Annotated in this window: 16 protein-coding genes; 8 read left to right on the top strand and 8 right to left on the bottom strand. The window is 73.8% G+C overall.

The window, feature by feature from the left end:
* Nucleotides 1-85: 85 nt before the first annotated feature.
* Nucleotides 86-670, top strand: coding sequence for a hypothetical protein (locus AB0947_RS09045; RefSeq protein ID WP_366749635.1), 585 nt, complete (start codon nt 86-88; stop codon nt 668-670).
* Between the two features lie 7 nt (nt 671-677).
* On the opposite strand, the gene AB0947_RS09040 is transcribed toward AB0947_RS09045, so the two are convergent.
* The 5 genes from AB0947_RS09040 to AB0947_RS09020 form a co-directional block, all read right to left on the bottom strand.
* Nucleotides 678-1052: a hypothetical protein gene (locus AB0947_RS09040; RefSeq protein WP_366749634.1), complete on the bottom strand. Its 375-nt coding sequence runs from the start codon at nt 1050-1052 to the stop codon at nt 678-680.
* Between the two features lie 10 nt (nt 1053-1062).
* The gene (locus AB0947_RS09035) at nt 1063-1542 is read right to left on the bottom strand and encodes a roadblock/LC7 domain-containing protein (RefSeq protein ID WP_366749633.1); all 480 of its coding nucleotides are present in this window, start codon (nt 1540-1542) and stop codon (nt 1063-1065) included.
* Nucleotides 1543-1573: 31 nt separating this feature from the next.
* Nucleotides 1574-2368 carry a transcriptional regulator gene (locus tag AB0947_RS09030; protein WP_366749632.1) on the bottom strand — a complete coding sequence of 265 codons (795 nt, stop codon included), beginning with the start codon at nt 2366-2368 and terminating at the stop codon, nt 1574-1576.
* Nucleotides 2365-2745 (bottom strand): hypothetical protein, encoded by a 381-nt coding sequence (locus AB0947_RS09025; protein WP_366749631.1) that lies wholly within the window; start codon nt 2743-2745, stop codon nt 2365-2367. The genes AB0947_RS09030 and AB0947_RS09025 overlap by 4 nt, the downstream gene beginning before the upstream one ends.
* Nucleotides 2746-2894: 149 nt before the next feature.
* Nucleotides 2895-4298, bottom strand: a complete 1404-nt coding sequence (locus tag AB0947_RS09020; RefSeq protein ID WP_366749630.1) for a diaminopimelate decarboxylase — start codon at nt 4296-4298, stop codon at nt 2895-2897.
* Nucleotides 4299-4438: 140 nt separating this feature from the next.
* Between AB0947_RS09020 and hutU the strand changes: the two genes are divergently transcribed.
* From hutU to hutI, 4 genes are all read left to right on the top strand, one after another.
* Entirely contained in the window at nt 4439-6103 is a 1665-nt protein-coding gene (hutU, locus tag AB0947_RS09015) for a urocanate hydratase (protein ID WP_366749629.1), read from the top strand.
* Nucleotides 6104-6180: 77 nt separating this feature from the next.
* Nucleotides 6181-7383 carry an allantoate amidohydrolase gene (locus AB0947_RS09010; protein ID WP_366749938.1) on the top strand — a complete coding sequence of 401 codons (1203 nt, stop codon included), beginning with the start codon at nt 6181-6183 and terminating at the stop codon, nt 7381-7383.
* A complete protein-coding gene (locus AB0947_RS09005; RefSeq protein WP_366749628.1) occupies nt 7380-8717 on the top strand; it encodes a formimidoylglutamate deiminase in 1338 nt (445 codons plus the stop codon). The genes AB0947_RS09010 and AB0947_RS09005 overlap by 4 nt, the downstream gene beginning before the upstream one ends.
* A gap of 29 nt (nt 8718-8746) precedes the next feature.
* Nucleotides 8747-9919: an imidazolonepropionase gene (gene hutI / locus AB0947_RS09000; RefSeq protein ID WP_366749627.1), complete on the top strand. Its 1173-nt coding sequence runs from the start codon at nt 8747-8749 to the stop codon at nt 9917-9919.
* Nucleotides 9920-9932: 13 nt separating this feature from the next.
* Here the strand turns inward: hutI and AB0947_RS08995 are convergent, their stop codons facing one another.
* Together AB0947_RS08995 and AB0947_RS08990 are read right to left on the bottom strand one after the other, a co-directional pair.
* Nucleotides 9933-11480 (bottom strand): RICIN domain-containing protein, encoded by a 1548-nt coding sequence (locus tag AB0947_RS08995; RefSeq protein ID WP_366749626.1) that lies wholly within the window; start codon nt 11478-11480, stop codon nt 9933-9935.
* A gap of 224 nt (nt 11481-11704) precedes the next feature.
* Nucleotides 11705-12601, bottom strand: a complete 897-nt coding sequence (locus AB0947_RS08990) for an RNA polymerase sigma factor SigF (protein WP_366749624.1) — start codon at nt 12599-12601, stop codon at nt 11705-11707.
* 248 nt (nt 12602-12849) lie between these two features.
* Between AB0947_RS08990 and AB0947_RS08985 the strand changes: the two genes are divergently transcribed.
* Both AB0947_RS08985 and AB0947_RS08980 read left to right on the top strand, forming a co-directional pair.
* Nucleotides 12850-13227 (top strand): STAS domain-containing protein, encoded by a 378-nt coding sequence (locus AB0947_RS08985; protein ID WP_171155630.1) that lies wholly within the window; start codon nt 12850-12852, stop codon nt 13225-13227.
* Nucleotides 13228-13655: 428 nt separating this feature from the next.
* A complete protein-coding gene (locus AB0947_RS08980) occupies nt 13656-14225 on the top strand; it encodes an ATP-binding protein (protein WP_366749623.1) in 570 nt (189 codons plus the stop codon).
* Between the two features lie 618 nt (nt 14226-14843).
* Here AB0947_RS08980 and AB0947_RS08975 read toward each other — a convergent pair.
* Nucleotides 14844-16349 carry an oligopeptide:H+ symporter gene (locus AB0947_RS08975; RefSeq protein WP_366749622.1) on the bottom strand — a complete coding sequence of 502 codons (1506 nt, stop codon included), beginning with the start codon at nt 16347-16349 and terminating at the stop codon, nt 14844-14846.
* A 493-nt stretch (nt 16350-16842) separates the two neighbouring features.
* On the opposite strand from AB0947_RS08975, the gene AB0947_RS08970 reads away from it, so the two are divergent.
* A complete protein-coding gene (locus AB0947_RS08970) occupies nt 16843-17520 on the top strand; it encodes a response regulator transcription factor (RefSeq protein WP_030653180.1) in 678 nt (225 codons plus the stop codon).
* The last annotated feature ends 89 nt before the right edge of the window (nt 17521-17609 follow it).

Raw genomic sequence — 17609 nt, 5'->3', positions numbered from 1 at the left:
CCCGCCACTCTCAGATTCGTCTCAGGTTCTGCTATTAGCTTCCTGCGGGACACATGCGCTGTGACACGTGACACGGGAGGCTGACGTGGCGCGCGGAGGACAGGGACTGGCTCGGGTGGCCGTCGTCGTACGGGCCGGGGCCGCACCGCTGTGGTGGCTCGGAGTGGTCGCCGCGGGGATCGGGGCCGTGCCGCAGGGAGTGACCGGGCGGCGGATCGGCGTGCTGGCGGGGACGGCGCTGTTCCTGATCGGCGCGGCCGTCGTGGCACTCGTCCGGCGGGGCCGGTACGCCGCCCTCGCCGGCGGGGCGGCCCGCGCGGGCAAGTACGACGTGCTGCAGGACCGGGCGGTGACCGTGCGCGTCTGGCGCCGGGGCCACCGCTGGTGGCTGCTGCTGGGCTGGGCGGTCGCGCTCGGCTCCGCCTTCGCCGTGCCCGCGGCCGGCGGCATGCTGCTGGCCGGGCTCGGCGCCGGGCTGCGGCTGAAGGCCGCGTGGCTCGGCCGGCTGGAGCGGACCCGGGAGACGCTGCTGTGGGTGCGCGTCGACTGGCTCGACCGGCGCGGCGGGCGCCCCGCGGGCAAGGCCGTCAAGGGCCTGCGCGGTACGGGCGTCGCGGCCGGCGACGCGGCCCCGGGCGGGGCCCGCCGCCGTACCGCCGCACTGGTCTGAGCCCTCGTCAGACCTCCAGCTCCTCCTCGATCCGTTTCAGCTGGTGCCGGGCCATCGCCAGGTTGGCCCGGCCGGAGTCGAGGACCAGGTACAGGAACAGCCCGTTGCCGCCGCGGCTGCTGAGCAGGCGGATCAGGTGGTACTGGTCGGACAGGGTGATCAGGATGTCCTCGATGCCGGCCTTGAGGCCGAGCATCTCCATCGTGCGCATCTTGGCGCGGATGACGTCCGTGTTGCCGGCGGCGGCCACGTTCAGGTCGAAGTCCTTGCTGCCGCCCATCGTGCCCAGCGCCATCCCGCTGGTGTAGTCGACGAGCGCGACACCGGTCGCTCCCTCTATGGAGGTGAGGGCTTCCTTCAGCGCGGTCTCGGTGTTGGCCATGGTGGTCCTTTCAGCTGTCGGTTGCGGTGCGCGCCTCGGCGGCCGTGGTGCGGGGCGCGCGGGGAGTGCGGGTCCGTGCGGGGGTGGTCCTCGGGAGCGGGCGTACGGCCTCGGCGGCGTCCAGCAGCTCCCCGATGCGGGCGCCGGCCCGGCGGCCCTCCAGGTGCAGCCGGCCGACGTTGACCCGGTCCTGTGCGAGCAGGGTCAGGACGGCGGTGCGGCCGGCCGCGTAGGTGGCGATGTAGCCGCGCTCGCCGCGCACCAGCAGCTCCCGGAAGCCGCCGTGCCCGGTGGCGTCGGCGACCCGCACGGCGACGCCGAGCGCGGCGGCGGTGAGCGCGGCCAGTCCCTCCGGGTCGACGCCGGGGGTGTCGTGGGCGACGACGAGGCCGTCGACGCCGGCCGCGAGGGCGCCGGTGAGCTGCGGTACCCGGGTGCGCAGCCGCAGCAGCTCCTCCAGGACGGTCCGCAGGTGCTCTTCGGCCACCATCAGGTCTCTCCTCTCGGCGGGGCGTTGCCGTTCAAAGCGCCTCCAGCGCATCCCTGAGCCTTTTCAGCAGCGCGATGTCGGGGTCGGTGGTGACCTGGTAGGGCGGCGGTGGCGGCGTGGCGGGTGCCGTGGGCGCGGGTGCGATCTGCCCGGCCGCCGTCAGCCGGCGCACGTCGACCAGCGTGTGGAACGCCTGCCGGCCCAGGTTCCGGGCGATGTCGGCGGCCGTGCGCACCCCGTCCACACGGTCCAGCACGGCCCGCTGCCGGGGCGTCACCGGGCCGGCCGGGTCCGCGCGGATCAGCGGGGCGGTGTCGGCGGCCGGGTCGGGCCACAGCCGGTGCAGCAGCAGCCGGCGGCGCAGCGTCTCGCGTTCCAGCGCGACCACCGGCACCGAGGGCAGCGGGCCGAGCCGGGGCGCGGAGTCGTACCGGAACCGTCCCGGCGTGCTGCTCGGCGCCAGCGCGAAGTACCCGGCGTCGTACACCGCGTCCAGGTGGCACAGCTCCAGCGCGCCGGTGGGCAGTACCCCCGAGCGCAGCAGGAGTTCGGCCGCGTGCAGGGGGCCCGTGGTCCGTGCCGCCGCCTGCTGCCAGGCGGCGGCCGCGAGGGTGCCGTGGGCCGTGAGGAGCACGTCGATACCGGGGGCGAGGGGGCTCTCGGCGTGCACCACCCGGCCCTCGGCGAGGTGCAGGACGCCGTGCTCGCGGACCAGGACGCCGGTGGCGCGCTCCTCGGCGAGCCGGGTGAGCATCGGGGACAGGGCGCGCCCGGCCTCCTTGTCCCGGACCGGGAGGGCCGGCTGCGGGGTGCCGACCACGGTCATCCCAGCACCAGCCGGGCGGCCATCTCACCGAGCCGGATGCGGGCGAGCGCGAGGTTGCCCTCCCCGCGGCCGAGCCATAGGTGCAGGAACACGCTGCTGTCGAAGGACGTGTCCACGAAGCGCAGCAGGTGGTAGCTGTCCCCGTTGCTGATGATCACGTCCTCCACGGGCGGCAGGTCGCCGTCCGCCGTGAAGGTGCCGTGCTCGGCGGCCATCCGGGCGAGTTCGGCGGCCTCGGCGGCGGTCGTCTCGTGGTCGCCGCCGGGCGCCTCCCCGACCGTGCCGAGGGCCAGTCCGCTCGTCCAGTCCACCAGCGCGGCTCCCCGGGCACCGGGCAACCGCATCGCTTCCAGCAGGCACTCGTCGATTCCGGGCACCGTGGCTCCCCTCCCGCCTGGGACTCCGGTTGAGTGACGCCGACACTACGCAACGTGTGTGCGAGAGGTGAGGCGTTCGGCATTTTCCGTTGGAACATGCGCGGGGCGTACTAGTGTGGGTCAACTGGCCTGTGCCGCACGGGAGTTGATCACCGGGGCGAGGGGTGTGCGCCGGTGGTGCCCGGGAGGCCGGTCAGCGCGGACGCGTGCGCCCCTCCCGACTCCGCCACCACCTCCGCGACGGTCTGCGGTTCCCGTACCGTGGCGAAGGCGACGCCCCCCTCGCCGTCCGGCGCGTAGCCGTAGACGCCCGGCCGGGCGAGGGAGTTGTACGCGTAGTGGTGGGCGAAGTAGTACGCGCCCGTGTCCAGCGCCGCCGCGTAGTCGCCCTGCTCCAGCAGCGGCAGCGCGCGCCCCTCGGCGAGCAGGTCGCCCGAGAAGCAGGCCGGCCCGGCCACGTCCTGCACCACCTCCGGCCCCGTCTTCGGCCGCCCCCCGGCGTCGTACGCGGCGATCCGCAGCGGCCACGCCCCCGGCACGTACACCGTCCGCGCCGCCACCTGCACGCCCGCGTGCGTCACCGCGATCCGCCGTCCGCCCGCGCTCTTGGCGTACTCCACCCGGGCCACCACCGTCCCGTACTTGGCCAGCAGCGACCGCCCGAACTCGGTCACCAGCCCGTACCGCCCGTCGAACAGCCCCGGCACCCGCTCGGCCAGCAGCCGCGCGTAGGCGGCGTACGACGGTGTCGTCTCCTCCGACGCGAGGTTCACCGGCAGCCCGCCGCCGATGTCGATCGTGTCGACCTGCCGCCGCCCGGCGACCGCGTTGATCTCCTCCGCGAGCGCGTACACCTCCGCCGCGCCCCGCGCCAGCAGCGGCAGCGGGATGCCCTGCGAGCCGGTGTGCGCGTGCAGCCGGGTCAGCCACGGCCGCTCCGCGTACGCCCGGACGACCCAGTCGCGCGCCCCCTCGTCCCTGAGCGCCACGCCGAACTTCGAGGTCCGCGTCGCCGTGGAGGTCGCCCCGATGGTGCCGCCGCCGATCTGCGGGTTGACCCGGAGCCCGAGCGGGGACCGGGTCGGCGTGGCGTGCACCAGGGCGTCGAGCCGGTCGAGCTCCTGCGCGTTGTCCGCGTTCACGGCGATTCCCAGGGCCAGCGCCTCGCGCAGCTCGGCCGGGGTCTTGGCCGGCGAGTCCAGCACCGTCCGCTCGGGCGGCACCCCGGCGGCGCGGGCCAGCGCCAGCTCGCCGGGGCTCGCCACCTCCGCGCCGATGCCCGCCTCGTGCAGCAGCCGCACCACCGGCACCAGCGGGGTCGCCTTCACCGCGAAGGCGTGCAGCACGGGTGTGCCGGGCGGCACGACCGCGTCGAACGCCGCCCGCAGCGCCGCCGCCGACTCCCGGATGCCGACGACGTCCAGCAGGCCCACCACGGCCGCGTCCGGGCCCAGCAGTCCCCGCTCGACGGCGCCCCGCACGGCCCGGTCCCGGCGGGCCGCCCGCCCCCGCGCCTCGCTCCCGACGTCCCCGACCGTCTCGATCTCCGCCACGGCTCCTCCGTCCTACTCCCGGCTACCGGTGCTTCCAGCCAAACACCCGCCGCGCGCGGACGGGGCCGTCCCGATGTATTGACTAGCTCTATTCAGACCTACAGGATGTGAATAGACGTAGGCATAGGAGGAGGCAGACGATGTCGGGACCCCGCCCCGTACGAGCACCGCGCGACACGGAACTGAGCGCCCTGGGATGGCAGCAGGAAGCCGCCCTGCGCATGCTGCAGAACAACCTCGACCCCGAGGTGGCCGAGCACCCCGACAAGCTCGTCGTCTACGGCGGCACCGGCAAGGCCGCCCGCGACTGGCGCTCCTTCGACGCCATGGTCCGCACCCTGAGGACCCTCAAGCAGGACGAGACCATGCTGGTCCAGTCCGGCCGGCCGGTCGGCGTGATGCAGACCCACGAGTGGGCCCCGCGCGTCCTCATCGCCAACTCCAACCTGGTCGGCGACTGGGCCAACTGGGAGGAGTTCCGCCGCCTGGAGGCCCTCGGCCTGACCATGTACGGCCAGATGACCGCGGGCTCCTGGATCTACATCGGCACCCAGGGCATCCTCCAGGGCACCTACGAGACCTTCGCCGCCGTCGCCGCCAAGAAGTTCGGCGGCACCCTGGCCGGCACCATCACCCTGACCGCCGGCCTCGGCGGCATGGGCGGCGCCCAGCCGCTCGCCGTCACCATGAACGACGGCGTCGCGATCTGCATCGACTGCGACCCGCGCGCCATCGAGCGCCGCATCGAGCACCGCTACCTCGACGTCAGGGCCGACTCCCTCGACCACGCGCTCCAGCTGGCCACCGAGGCGCGGGACGCCCGTCGTCCGCTGTCCATCGGCGTCCTCGGCAACGCGGCCGAACTGGTCCCGCAGCTCCTCGCGATGAACGCCCCCGTCGACATCGTCACCGACCAGACCTCCGCCCACGACCCGCTGTCGTACCTCCCGGTGGGCGTGGCCTTCGAGGACATGGCCGCCGAGGCGGCCAAGGACCCGGCCGGCTTCACCACCCGCGCCCGCGAGTCCATGGCGCGGCACGTGGAGGCCATGGTCGGCTTCATGGACGCCGGCGCCGAGGTCTTCGACTACGGCAACTCCATCCGCGGCGAGGCCCGGCTCGCCGGCTACGACCGGGCGTTCGCCTTCCCCGGCTTCGTCCCCGCCTACATCCGCCCGCTGTTCTGCGAGGGCAAGGGCCCCTTCCGCTGGGCGGCCCTGTCCGGCGACCCGGCCGACATCGCCAAGACCGACAAGGCGATCCTGGAGCTGTTCCCCGAGAACGAGTCCCTCGCCCGCTGGATCAAGATGGCCGGTGAGCGCGTCCACTTCCAGGGCCTGCCCGCCCGCATCTGCTGGCTCGGCTACGGCGAGCGCGACAAGGCCGGCGAGCGGTTCAACGACATGGTCGCGAGCGGCGAGCTGGCCGCGCCGCTGGCCATCGGCCGCGACCACCTCGACTGCGGTTCCGTCGCCTCGCCGTACCGGGAGACCGAGGCCATGCTCGACGGGTCCGACGCGATCGCCGACTGGCCGCTGCTGAACGCGATGGTCAACGTGGCCTCGGGCGCCTCCTGGGTCTCCATCCACCACGGTGGCGGCGTCGGTATGGGGCGGTCCATCCACGCCGGCCAGGTCACCGTGGCCGACGGCACCAAGCTCGGCGGCGAGAAGATCCGGCGCGTCCTCACCAACGACCCCGGGATGGGCGTCATCCGGCACGTGGACGCCGGGTACGACAGCGCGGAGTCGGTCGCGGCCGAGCGGGGGGTCCGGGTGCCCATGCGCGAGGGTGACGAGGCGTGACGGTCGGCGAGGCCGGGCACGGCGCCCCCGCCGCCCGGCGGAACGACAGCCCGCGGCCCGGGACGTCTTTCCAGGAGATGTGGCGCGAGCTGCTCCCCGTCGGCCGGCACCCCGGCTCCGGCGGCTACCGGCGCTACGCCTGGACCGGGGCGGACGCCGAGTGCCGGGCCTGGTTCCGGCAGCAGGCCGAGGACCGCGGGCTCGCCTACGAGGTCGACCGGAACGGGAACCAGTGGGCCTGGCTGGGGGACCCGGCCGCCGGTGACGCCGTCGTCACCGGGTCGCACCTGGACTCCGTGCCGGACGGCGGGGCCTTCGACGGCCCCCTCGGGGTCGTGTCCTCCTTCGCCGCCCTGGACGAACTGCGCGGCCGGGGCGTCGAGTTCGCCAAGCCGCTCGCCATCGTCAACTTCGGGGACGAGGAGGGCGCCCGGTTCGGGCTCGCCTGCGTCGGCTCCCGGCTCACCGCCGGGCAGCTCACCGTGGAGCAGGCCCAGCGGCTCACCGACGGGGACGGGGTCAGCCTGCCCCGGGCCATGGAGGCGGCCGGGTACGACCCCGACGCCATCGGGCCCGACCCCGGGCGGCTGGCCCGGATCGGCGCCTTCGTGGAACTGCACGTCGAACAGGGCCGCGCGCTGGACCTGTCCGGCGACCGGGTCGGCGTCGCCAGTGCCATCTGGCCGCACGGACGGTGGCGGTTCGACTTCCGGGGCGAGGCCAACCACGCCGGAACCACCCGGCTCGTGGACCGCCGCGACCCGATGCTGTCGTACGCCGAGACCGTGCTCGCCGCCCGCCGCGAGGCCGAACTCGCCGGTGCCGTCGCCACCTTCGGGAAGATCGCCGTCGAGCCCAACGGGGTGAACGCGATCCCGTCCCTCGTGCGCGGGTGGCTCGACTCCCGCGCCGCCGACCAGGACACCCTGGACACGGTGGTGGGCGGCATCGAGAAGGCGGCCCGGGAGTACGCCGACGCCCACGGCATCGACCTCGGCGTCGTCCGGGAGTCCTTCACCCCGGTCGTGGAGTTCGACCACGCCCTGCGGGACGAACTCGGCCGCATCCTGGGCAAGGACACCGGCCTGAAGGTGCCCGTCCTCGGCACCGGTGCGGGACACGACGCCGGGATCCTCTCCGGGAGCGTCCCGACCGCCATGCTGTTCGTGCGCAACCCCACCGGTGTCTCGCACTCCCCGGCCGAGTCCGCCGCCGAGGACGACTGCGTGGCCGGGGTGCGCGCACTCGCCGACGTACTGGAAGGGCTGGTCCGCAGGTGACCAAGGGGACCTACTGGCTGGAGCACGCCTGGCTCGGCACGTATGTCGAGCCCGGGGTCACGGTGGAGGTGACGGACGGCCGGATCGGTGCCGTCCGCACCGGGACGCCCACTCCGCCGCCCGGCGCCGAGGTGCTGCGCGGGCTCACCCTGCCCGGGCTCGCCAACGCCCACAGCCACGCCTTCCACCGGGCGCTGCGCGGCACCGTCCAGGTCGGCTCCGGGACCTTCTGGACCTGGCGCGAGGTGATGTACTCCGTCGCCGACCGGCTGACCCCGGAGACCTACCACGCCCTGGCCCGCGCCGTGTACGCCGAGATGGCCCTCGCCGGCATCACCTGTGTCGGCGAGTTCCACTACGTGCACCACGCCCCCGGCGGCACCGCCTACGCCGACCCCAACGCCATGGGGGAGGCGCTGATCGCCGCCGCCGCCGAGGCCGGCGTCCGCATCACCCTCCTCGACACCTGCTACCTCTCCTCCGGCTTCGGCGAGCCGCCCACCGCCCACCAGCTGCGCTTCTCCGACGGCAGCGCGGAGGCCTGGGCCGAACGCTGTTCAGTTCTCAAGGAACGGGACCACGCGCGGATCGGGGCGGCGATCCACTCCGTACGGGCGGTGCCCGCCGGACAGTTGGCGACCGTGGCCCGCTGGGCCGGGGAGCGACGGGCCCCGCTGCACGTGCACCTTTCGGAGCAGACCGCCGAGAACGACGCCTGCCTCGCCGCCCACGGCCGCACGCCCACCCGGCTGCTCGCCGACCACGGCGTCCTCGGGCCGCGCACCACCGGGGTGCACAACACCCACCTCACCGACGAGGACATCGCCCTGCTCGGCGACTCGGGCACCGGCACCTGCATGTGCCCGACGACCGAACGGGACCTGGCCGACGGCATCGGCCCGGCCGTCGCCCTCCAGCGGGCCGGCTCCCCGCTCTCCCTCGGCTCCGACAGCCACGCCGTCATCGACCTGCTCGAAGAGGCACGCGCCATGGAGCTGAACGAGCGGCTGCGCAGCCGCACCCGGGGCCACTGGACGGCCGCCGCCCTGCTGCGGGCCGCCACCGCCGACGGCCACGCCGCCCTCGGCTGGGACGACGCCGGCACCATCGAGCCGGGTGCGCTCGCCGACCTGACGACGATCGCGCTGGACTCGGTCAGGACGGCCGGGACACTGCCCAGACTGGGCGCCGAGACGGCCGTATTCGCGGCGGGCGCGGCGGACGTACGGCATACGGTCGTGGGCGGCCGGCACGTCGTACGCGACGGCGTGCACACGCTCGTACCCCATGTGCCGCAGGCGCTGGCCGCCGCCGTCGAAGCCCTGCGCGGCTGAGCAACGCCGACCCCCACGAGGACGACACCATGAGCAGCACCGTCATCACCAACATCGCCACGCTGGTCACCAACGACCCCTCCCTCGGACGGGGGTCCCCCCTCGGTCTGGTCCAGGACGCGGCCGTCGTCATCGACGGCGACCGCATCGCGTGGACCGGTGAGTCAAGCAAAGCACCCGCCACTGACAACCGGGTCGACGCGGGCGGCCGGGCGGTGCTGCCGGGCTTCGTGGACTCCCACTCCCACCTGGTCTTCGCGGGCGACCGGACCGAGGAGTTCAACGCCCGCATGTCCGGCCGCTCCTACACGGCCGGCGGCATCCGCACCACGGTCGCGGCCACCCGGGCCGCGAGCGACGCGGAACTGGAGGCGAACCTCACCCGTTACCTCGGAGAGGCCCTCCGTCAGGGCACCACCACCTTCGAGACCAAGTCGGGCTACGGCCTCACCGTCGAGGACGAGTCCCGCGCCCTGCGCCTCGCGGCGCGGCACACCGACGAGGTGACGTACCTCGGCGCGCACATCGTCTCCCCGGACTACGCCGACGACCCGGCGGCCTACGTCGCCCTGGTCACCGGCGAGATGCTGGACGCGTGCGCGCCGCACGCCCGCTGGATCGACGTCTTCTGCGAGAAGGGCGCCTTCGACGGCGACCAGGCCCGCGCGATCCTCACGGCCGGCAAGGCCAGGGGCCTGCACCCGCGCATCCACGCCAACCAGCTCTCCCACGGCCCCGGCGTCCAGCTCGCCGTGGAACTGGACGCGGCCAGCGCCGACCACTGCACCCACCTCACGGACGCGGACGTGGACGCCCTGGCCAGCGGCTCGACGGTCGCCACCCTGCTCCCCGGCGCCGAGTTCTCCACCCGGGCCGAGTGGCCGGACGCCCGCCGTCTGCTGGACGCGGGCGTGACGGTCGCCCTCTCCACCGACTGCAACCCCGGCTCCTCCTTCACCTCCTCCCTCCCCTTCTGCATCGCCCTGGCCGTCCGCGACATGCGGATGACTCCCGACGAGGCGGTCTGGTCGGCCACGGCGGGCGGAGCGGCGGCCCTGCGCCGCACGGACATCGGCCGGCTCACCCCCGGCGCCTACGCCGACCTGACCCTCCTGGACGCCCCCAGCCACGTGCACCTGGCCTACCGCCCGGGCGTACCCCTGGTCAGCGGCGTGTGGCGACGCGGGGTGCGGGTGGTCTGAGCGCGGGGCACGCTCACCGCGCCCCCGCCCGCCACCGCTGCTCACGGCCGCCCGACAGGGTGCGCAGGGTCACGGCGTCGCCGTCGTGCGGGGTCACCGCCGTCCCGGTGGCGATGGCGGGGCGGACCGTGCCGTCGGGGGCGACGGTGAAGCGGAGGTTCTCGCCGTTGCGGCCGTGGACCGAGTCGCACTCCCAGATGCCCACGCCCCGGTCGACCGAGCCCCGGCTGTCCAGGCAGAAGTCGTCGTCGGCCGCCGAGCGGAGCACGCCCAGGGAGGCGTCGACGCTCCAGCGCTGGGTCGCGGAGGAGTCGCAGGGGGCCGTGACGACGTCGGTGCCCTTCGCCAGGTCGCCGTCGCGGATGTCCAGGCAGCGGCCCGTGGCGAGGTTGACCACCTGGGCGTAGACGGTGCCCGGCGGGGCGGGCGGGGGCGTCGGGCTCGGGGTCTCGCGGCGGGGCGGGGCGGACGCCGGGCGGTGCGACGCCGGGGAGGGGGACGCGGGCGCGGACGTGGGGGACGGGGGAGGGGAAGGGGGCAGCGAGACCGTTGCCGTCACCGTCACCGGGGAGGGTGCGGGGGTGGCCGCCGCCGGGCGGCGGTCGGCGGAGTGCGCGGGGCCGAACAGGAAGACCAGCAGCGGGGTCAACGCCACCCCCAGGGCCGCCGAGCCCAGCAGGACGCGGCCCCGGGGCGGCCGGCCCGGCGTGCCCGCGGCCGTGGGCGCGGCGGCGGGTGCGGCGGCGGGTGCGGCGGCGGGTGCGGGGCGCTCGTCCCCGCGCGGGTACGCCGTTCCGCGCCACGGCAGCAGGCCCTCGGCCAGGGTCTGCCGGGGCGCGTCCCGCAGCGCCCGCAGCTCCTCGAACGCGGCCGCGCAGTGAGGGCAGCGCGCCATGTGGGTGTCCAGGTCGGCGCTGCGGCGCGGGGCGTCCGGCCGTACCGCCTCCTCGATCAGCCGCCGGAAGTCCGCGCAGCGCGGGTCGTCGGAGGCGGCCAGCCGGTGCCGCAGACAGGCCTGGGCGAGGGCGGTGAGGGCCCGCGGGGTGTCGTGGGAGACGTCCGTGCGGCCGAGGCCGAGGAAGGCGGCAGTGCGCTCCTCGGGTTCCGCTTCCAGGACGCCGTACCAGAGCAGTCCCTGGGCGCGGGACGGCAGTGACCGGAAGGCCGGGAGCAGGGGCGGGGTCGGGCCCTCGGGGTGGCCTGCCGTGGTCAGCACCAGCAGCAGGCCGGGGTCGACGCCGGCGGAGCGTTCGTCTCGTGCCCAGCCGGCCGCCAGCCGCACGGTGAGCAGCAGCAGCCGGTGGCGCAGGGGGACGGGCGGTTCGACACCCCGGGCCGTCTCGCGGGCCGCCGTGGTGAACGCGTCCGCCGTCAGCCGGCGGGCCGCGGACTCGCTCGCCGCGCACAGCCGGGCGTAGGCGAGGACCGCCGGGTGGTGCCGGCGGCGCAGCTCCCGCAACGCCGGGTAGGCCGTGGGCGTGGGGGAGCGCAGCAGTTCGGTCAGCCGTGCGTCCGGCGCGTCGCCGTGGTCCCCCGCCGTGGCGTGGTCCCCCTCAGCCATGCAACACCCCTCCGTCCCGAGAAGGCCGCTGACATACCAGCCAGTTTGGGGACCCATGGTGATGGACGGTGGCGGTCGCGGGAAGAGGTTTCCGTGAGGAACCGCATAACGGTTGGACCGCCGGGCACCCGGCACGGCGGCGAGGTGGGTGACGGGGACGGCGGAGCGGCCCGGCGTCCGGGCCGGGCCGCTCACCGCAGTGCGGGGAAGTCGCGCGCGGAGGGTCACTCCTCCAGCGTCAGCCCCTTGCGCAGCCGTACCAGCGTGCGCGACAGCAGCCGGGAGACGTGCATCTGGGAGATGCCGAGTTCCTCGCCGATCTCCGACTGGGTCATGTTCGCCACGAACCGCAGGGAGAGGATCTTGCGGTCCCGGGGCGCGAGCTCGGCGATCAGCGGCTTGAGCGACTCGATGTACTCGATGCCTTCGAGACCGTGGTCCTCGTACCCGATGCGGTCCGCGAGCGCGCCCTCGGACTCGTCCTCCTCCGGCTGGGCGTCCAGCGAGGAGGCGGTGTAGGCGTTCGAGGCGGCCATGCCCTCGACGACCTCGTCCTTGGAGATGCCGAGCCGCTCGGCCAGTTCCGCGACGGTGGGGGCGCGGTCCAGCTGCTGCGCCAGCTCGTCGCCTGCCTTGGCCAGGTCCAGCCGCAGCTCCTGGAGCCGGCGCGGGACGCGCACGGACCACGAGGTGTCACGGAAGAACCGCTTGATCTCGCCGATGATGGTCGGCATCGCGAAGGTGGGGAACTCGACGCCGCGGGAGAGTTCGAAACGGTCGATCGCCTTGATCAGGCCGATGGTGCCGACCTGGATGATGTCCTCCATCGGCTCGCTGCGGGAGCGGAAGCGGGAGGCGGCGAACTTGACGAGCGCGAGGTTGAGCTCGACGAGGGTGTGGCGGACGTACGCGTGCTCGTGCGTCCCCTCCTCCAGCGACTCCAGGCGCTCGAAGAGGGTCTTGGACAGGGCCCGCGCGTCGACCGGGGCGATCTCGTCGTACGGGGGGATCTCCGGGAGTCCCTCGAAGAGGTCGAGGGGGCCGATGGGATGATCCAGTTGTTCCGGTGGGGGTGTCGACGTCGCAGTCGGGGTAGGCGATGCGTCGAGCCGGGGTGACATGGGTGTCCTCCATCGTTCTCGGCATATGGCTGCCGAAGCCAGTACGTGCACTGCGGTGTGCGGCGCCTCCGAAGCCGGCGTGTAGGTGCGTGTGTCCTTACTAGCCCTACCCGCTGCAGCGAGAGAGTCGCAAGTGCGTTCTGTAGCGATATGTCCGTTTCTGTGCGGAAGTTCGGGTGTCGGAGTGCGCATGGAAGGCGTAATGTTCGAGGGCATCAGCAGCCACGACCTCGGGAGAGAGAGACGGCATGGACCACGGGACGGTCGGCAGCGCACAGTCGGGCCGGCTTCTGGTGGAGGTGCGGGAAGAGGGCTCCAGCGCCGTTGTGACACCGGCCGGTGAGCTCGACCACCACACCGCCGATCTTTTGCGTGAGCCCCTCGACGACCTCTTGGACAAGGGCTTCACGCGGCTTGTCGTGGACTGCTCACGCCTGGAGTTCTGTGACTCCACAGGGCTGAACGTCCTGCTCGGCGCCCGCCTGAAGGCGGAGGCCGCCGGGGGCGGGGTCCATCTGGCAGGGATGCTGCCGGTGGTCGCCCGCGTGTTCGAGATCACCGGGGCCGAGGCGGTCTTCACCGTCCACGACTCCCTGGAGGCGGCCCTGGCCGACGGTGCCGACTGACCCGGCTCCCGGTCCGGTCCGTCGCGGCTTCCCGTGGGAGTTACACACTTCCTGCCCGAAACGGGGGGTGTTCCGCCGGATCGGTCGGGCAGGAGTGGGCAGAAGGAAGCGGGAGGCGTTCCGCCGGCCACCGGCGCCGGTGGCCGGTCGTCGGTCACCGGATCACCGGAGGCGGGCGGGCGCCCGGGACGGGGCGTGCGTCCGGCGGACGGGCGGGTATGGATTCCCGGCCGGGCGGCGTTCGGACGACCACCGGGCGGCGTGCGGACGGCGTTCGTACGGCGTGCGGACCACCTCCCGACGAGACGGCACCCGGGGTGCCGACGGAGGCCAGGCCTTCGACAGGACTGACCGGCTGGAGACCGCCGGCCGGACCAATGACCGGACTATTGAATCGTGAACTGGTGAATCGGTGAGGTGAAGCGCTGATGAGCACCACCCGGCCTTACTCGCCGGGCGACCGCGGCCCGGAGCCCAGCGGCGCTTCCGGGGCGTCCGAGGGGGCTGCGTCGACCGTCGGCGCGGCCACGGGGGCAGCCGCGCCGTCCGGGCCGCCGGGCCCGGCCGACGGCACTCCGCAGACCCGGGGCAGGCAGGTCCGCAGGCTGCGCCTGGAAGGCGAGAGCGGGGTCGTCCCGCTCGCCCGCGACTTCACCCGCCAGGCGCTGTACGCGTGGGGCTGGCTGCCCGCCGCCACCGCCGACCAGCGGGCCGCCGCGGAGGACGTACTGCTCGTGGTCTCCGAACTGGTGACCAACGCCTGCCTGCACGCCGAGGGCCCCGACGAACTGCTCCTCACCTGCGACAACAAGGTGATCCGGCTGGAGGTCTCCGACCGGGGCGCCGGCCAGCCGGCCCCGCGCACCCCGCACCGCGCCGGCCGGCCCGGCGGGCACGGCATGTTCATCGTGCAGCGGCTGTGCCTGGACTGGGGCGTGGTCCGCACTCCCGGCACGCCGGGCAAGACGGTCTGGGCGGAGCTGGGCGCTCCCGCCTGAGCGCCGGCGGAGGCCACCCGGGCCCCCGCCTCCCCCCGGCACCGCCGGGCGCACGCCGGATCACCGCGACTCCGGCGTGTGCCGTACCCGGGACGAACCGCCGCGCTCGCGTCCGCCGCGGCCCCGGCCGGCTCGGCAGTGCCGCCGGCCGCGCCGGCGGCTGCGAGATCACCAGGTCCTGGCGGAAGGGCGTCTCCTCCAGCCCGGCCGAACCGGGCAAGGGGCCGACGAACGCGAGCCCCGTCGGGTCCGGCGGCCCCCTACGGATTCCCGACCTCACCGGCACCCACGAACCCGGCGCCGGCGGCGCCTCGACGCTGTCCCCGCGCGTCCCTCGCGGTCAAGGCGCTCGGTACGACCACGGCCCGCACCCCGGTGAGGACGGCCGTCCCCCTCACCCTGGACGCGACGGGCAGCCGGGCGGCGCGGCGGGCGGCACGTCGGCATCGGGCGGTTCCCCGGGTGCCCCACGACCGGCGGCGGCGCCGGCGGCCACGGTGTACGCCCCGAAGGCCCCGGGCCCGGTCGCGGGCACGGCGATCCGGCGTTCAGCGCCCACACGAAGAGGGCCGCCGCACCCACCCGGGTGCGGCGGCCCTCCCGGCCAGGTCACCGTGACTAGTGCACGTTGCCCATCATCCTCTTCACCTTGCCGCGGTACATCCACACCGCGACGCCCGCGAGAACGGCGAGCACGGCCTCCAGGGCGACGAAGCCCATCTTGTCGAGGTTGACGCCGCCGACGGCCGGGTTCGACAGCAGGGCGGTGACGGAGTCGCCCGCGGTCACCGCGAGGAACCAGACGCCCATCATCTGCGAGGCGTACTTCTTCGGCGCCATCTTCGTCGTCACCGACAGACCCACCGGCGACAGCGTCAGCTCACCGACGGTCTGCGCGAAGTAGATCGCGACCAGCCACAGTGCCGCCGCCTTGTGGCCGCCCTCGGCGATCGACAGCGGGGCGAGGAAGACGAAGAAGGACGCGCCGACCAGCACCAGACCGGAGGAGAACTTCACGATCGTGCTCGGCTCCTTGCCGCGCTGGTTCAGCCACAGCCACAGCCAGGCGAAGACCGGCGCGAGGGCCATGATCATGACCGGGTTGACCGACTGGTACCAGGAGACCGGGAACTCCCAGCCGAAGATGGTGTTGTCGGCGCTCTTCTCGGCGAACAGCGAGAGGGTGGAGCCGCCCTGGTCGTAGATCATCCAGAAGACGGCGGCGGCCACGAAGAACCAGATGTACGCGGACACCTTGGAGCGCTCGGCCGGCTCCAGGTCCTTGTCGCGCAGGATCCGGGAGATGACCAGGATCGGCACGATCAGGCCGACGAGGGTGAGCGGGATCAGCGCCCAGTTGAGGGTGAAGTGGCCGGTGCCGCCGACGACGCCGTAGAAGACCGCGGCGATCGCCAGCCAGATCAGGCCCTTGCGCAGGGTGGACGCCTTCTCGGCGGGCGTCAGCGGGGTCGGGACCTCGCTGCTCTTGGGGTTCAGGTGGCGGCCGCCGAGCAGGTACTGGGCGAGACCCAGCGCCATGCCGAGCGCGGCCAGCGCGAAGCCCAGGTGCCAGTTGACGTTCTCACCGACGGTGCCGATGACCAGCGGGGCGACGAAGGCACCGAGGTTGATGCCGATGTAGAAGAGCGTGAAGCCACCGTCCCGGCGCGGGTCCTCCGGGCCGTTGTAGAGGTGGCCGACCATCGTGGAGATGTTGGCCTTCAGCAGACCGGAGCCGATGGCGACGAGGACCAGGCCGACGAAGAAGCTCGCCGCGGCGGGCAGCGCCAGGCACAGGTGACCGAGCATGATGACCAGGCCCGCGACGGCGACCGTCTTGCGGGGGCCGAGGACGCGGTCGGCGAACCAGCCGCCGGGCAGGGCGAGCAGGTACACGAGCGACAGGTACACGGCGTAGATCGCCGTCGCCGTGCCCGCGCTCAGGTGCAGGCCGCCCGGGGCCACCAGGTACAGCGGGAGAAGGGCCCTCATGCCGTAGTAGGAGAAGCGCTCCCACATCTCGGTCATGAAGAGAGTGGCCAGGCCGCGGGGGTGGCCGAAGAAGGTCTTCTCGGAACCGGGGGTGCCCGGTCGGGCCGAGTCCTTCGTCAGGCTGGACGCCATGGTCGTTCCTTGCTGGTCGGGACGCGCGGTGGAGCCGTGCGCGCCCGGTGGGGGTGTCGGCCGGCACCGGCGGGGTCGGCCGACACCCCCACGCCCAGGGGGAGTCCGCCCCGGATCGCGGAGCGGCGGACGGCGACCACCGGGATCCACGCCCCCGACGCGTCGCTGCGTCCGGAGCCCGGCCAGAGGTCATTCCTTTCAAGGCTGGTCTCGGCCAGCCCGCACACAAAGAAGACCCTCAGCGTCACATGCCGCGCCAAAGGTCCCCGGGTGTACTACAGGCGTTCAGGTCACCATACGGCAGGACACCGCCGGATATGGAAGGACTTGAGACACGGATCACAGGTGTCGCGGGAACCACGGAACCTGATTCGAAGGTCTCTCCTACGATCGCATCCCCAGGTCAATGGTTCGTACCAGCAGCATACGAAGGTAAGAGGCCCGGGTGCCGATCACACCCCGGCACCGCACGCGGGCGGTCTACCATCACCTCATGACCCGTGTACTGCTCGCCGAGGACGACGCGTCCATCTCGGAGCCGCTGGCCCGCGCCCTGCGCCGGGAAGGTTACGAGGTCGAGGTGCGCGAGGACGGACCCGCCGCGCTCGACGCCGGAATGCAGGGCGGCGTGGACCTGGTCGTGCTGGACCTGGGCCTGCCCGGCATGGACGGCCTGGAGGTCGCCCGCCGGTTGCGCGCCGACGGTCACACCGTGCCGATCCTCATCCTGACCGCGCGGGCCGACGAGGTGGACACCGTCGTCGGTCTGGACGCGGGCGCCGACGACTACGTCACCAAGCCGTTCCGGCTCGCCGAACTGCTCGCCCGGGTGCGGGCCCTGCTGCGGCGCGGCGCTGCCGAACCGCAGCAGCCGCCGGCCACGCACGGGGTGCGGATCGACGTCGAGTCGCACCGGGCCTGGATGGGCGACGAGGAACTCCAGCTGACCGCCAAGGAGTTCGACCTGCTGCGGGTGCTGGTGCGGGACGCGGGCCGGGTGGTGACCCGGGACCAGCTGATGCGGGAGGTCTGGGACACCACGTGGTGGTCGTCAACCAAGACCCTGGACATGCACATCTCCTGGCTGCGCAAGAAGCTGGGCGACGACGCGGCGAACCCCCGGTACATCGCGACGGTGCGTGGCGTGGGCTTCCGGTTCGAGAAGAGCTGAGCTCCCCCGGAGGGGGTACCCCCAGCCGCTGGGGCCCGGCCGGCACGACGGGCCGCGCCGGAGAGGGCTCGGCGGACGTCCGGCCGCGG

Origin of the sequence: Streptomyces sp. NPDC047841, from assembly GCF_040704085.1 — a bacterium.
In the GTDB taxonomy this organism is placed as follows: domain Bacteria; phylum Actinomycetota; class Actinomycetes; order Streptomycetales; family Streptomycetaceae; genus Streptomyces; species Streptomyces argyrophylli.
Note: the sequence above shows the minus strand (reverse complement) of the source record. Positions and strands in the feature narration are given on the sequence as shown.

Coding starts and splice junctions, on each gene's coding strand:
- AB0947_RS09040 (WP_366749634.1), bottom strand. CDS start 1,052: ATGGCCAACACCGAGACCGCGCTGAAGGAAGCCCTCACCTCCATAGAG.
- AB0947_RS09035 (WP_366749633.1), bottom strand. CDS start 1,542: ATGGTGGCCGAAGAGCACCTGCGGACCGTCCTGGAGGAGCTGCTGCGG.
- AB0947_RS09030 (WP_366749632.1), bottom strand. CDS start 2,368: ATGACCGTGGTCGGCACCCCGCAGCCGGCCCTCCCGGTCCGGGACAAG.
- hutU (WP_366749629.1), top strand. CDS start 4,439: ATGTCGGGACCCCGCCCCGTACGAGCACCGCGCGACACGGAACTGAGC.
- AB0947_RS09010 (WP_366749938.1), top strand. CDS start 6,181: ATGTGGCGCGAGCTGCTCCCCGTCGGCCGGCACCCCGGCTCCGGCGGC.
- hutI (WP_366749627.1), top strand. CDS start 8,747: ATGAGCAGCACCGTCATCACCAACATCGCCACGCTGGTCACCAACGAC.
- AB0947_RS08995 (WP_366749626.1), bottom strand. CDS start 11,480: ATGGCTGAGGGGGACCACGCCACGGCGGGGGACCACGGCGACGCGCCG.
- AB0947_RS08990 (WP_366749624.1), bottom strand. CDS start 12,601: ATGTCACCCCGGCTCGACGCATCGCCTACCCCGACTGCGACGTCGACA.
- AB0947_RS08985 (WP_171155630.1), top strand. CDS start 12,850: ATGGACCACGGGACGGTCGGCAGCGCACAGTCGGGCCGGCTTCTGGTG.
- AB0947_RS08980 (WP_366749623.1), top strand. CDS start 13,656: ATGAGCACCACCCGGCCTTACTCGCCGGGCGACCGCGGCCCGGAGCCC.
- AB0947_RS08975 (WP_366749622.1), bottom strand. CDS start 16,349: ATGGCGTCCAGCCTGACGAAGGACTCGGCCCGACCGGGCACCCCCGGT.
- AB0947_RS08970 (WP_030653180.1), top strand. CDS start 16,843: ATGACCCGTGTACTGCTCGCCGAGGACGACGCGTCCATCTCGGAGCCG.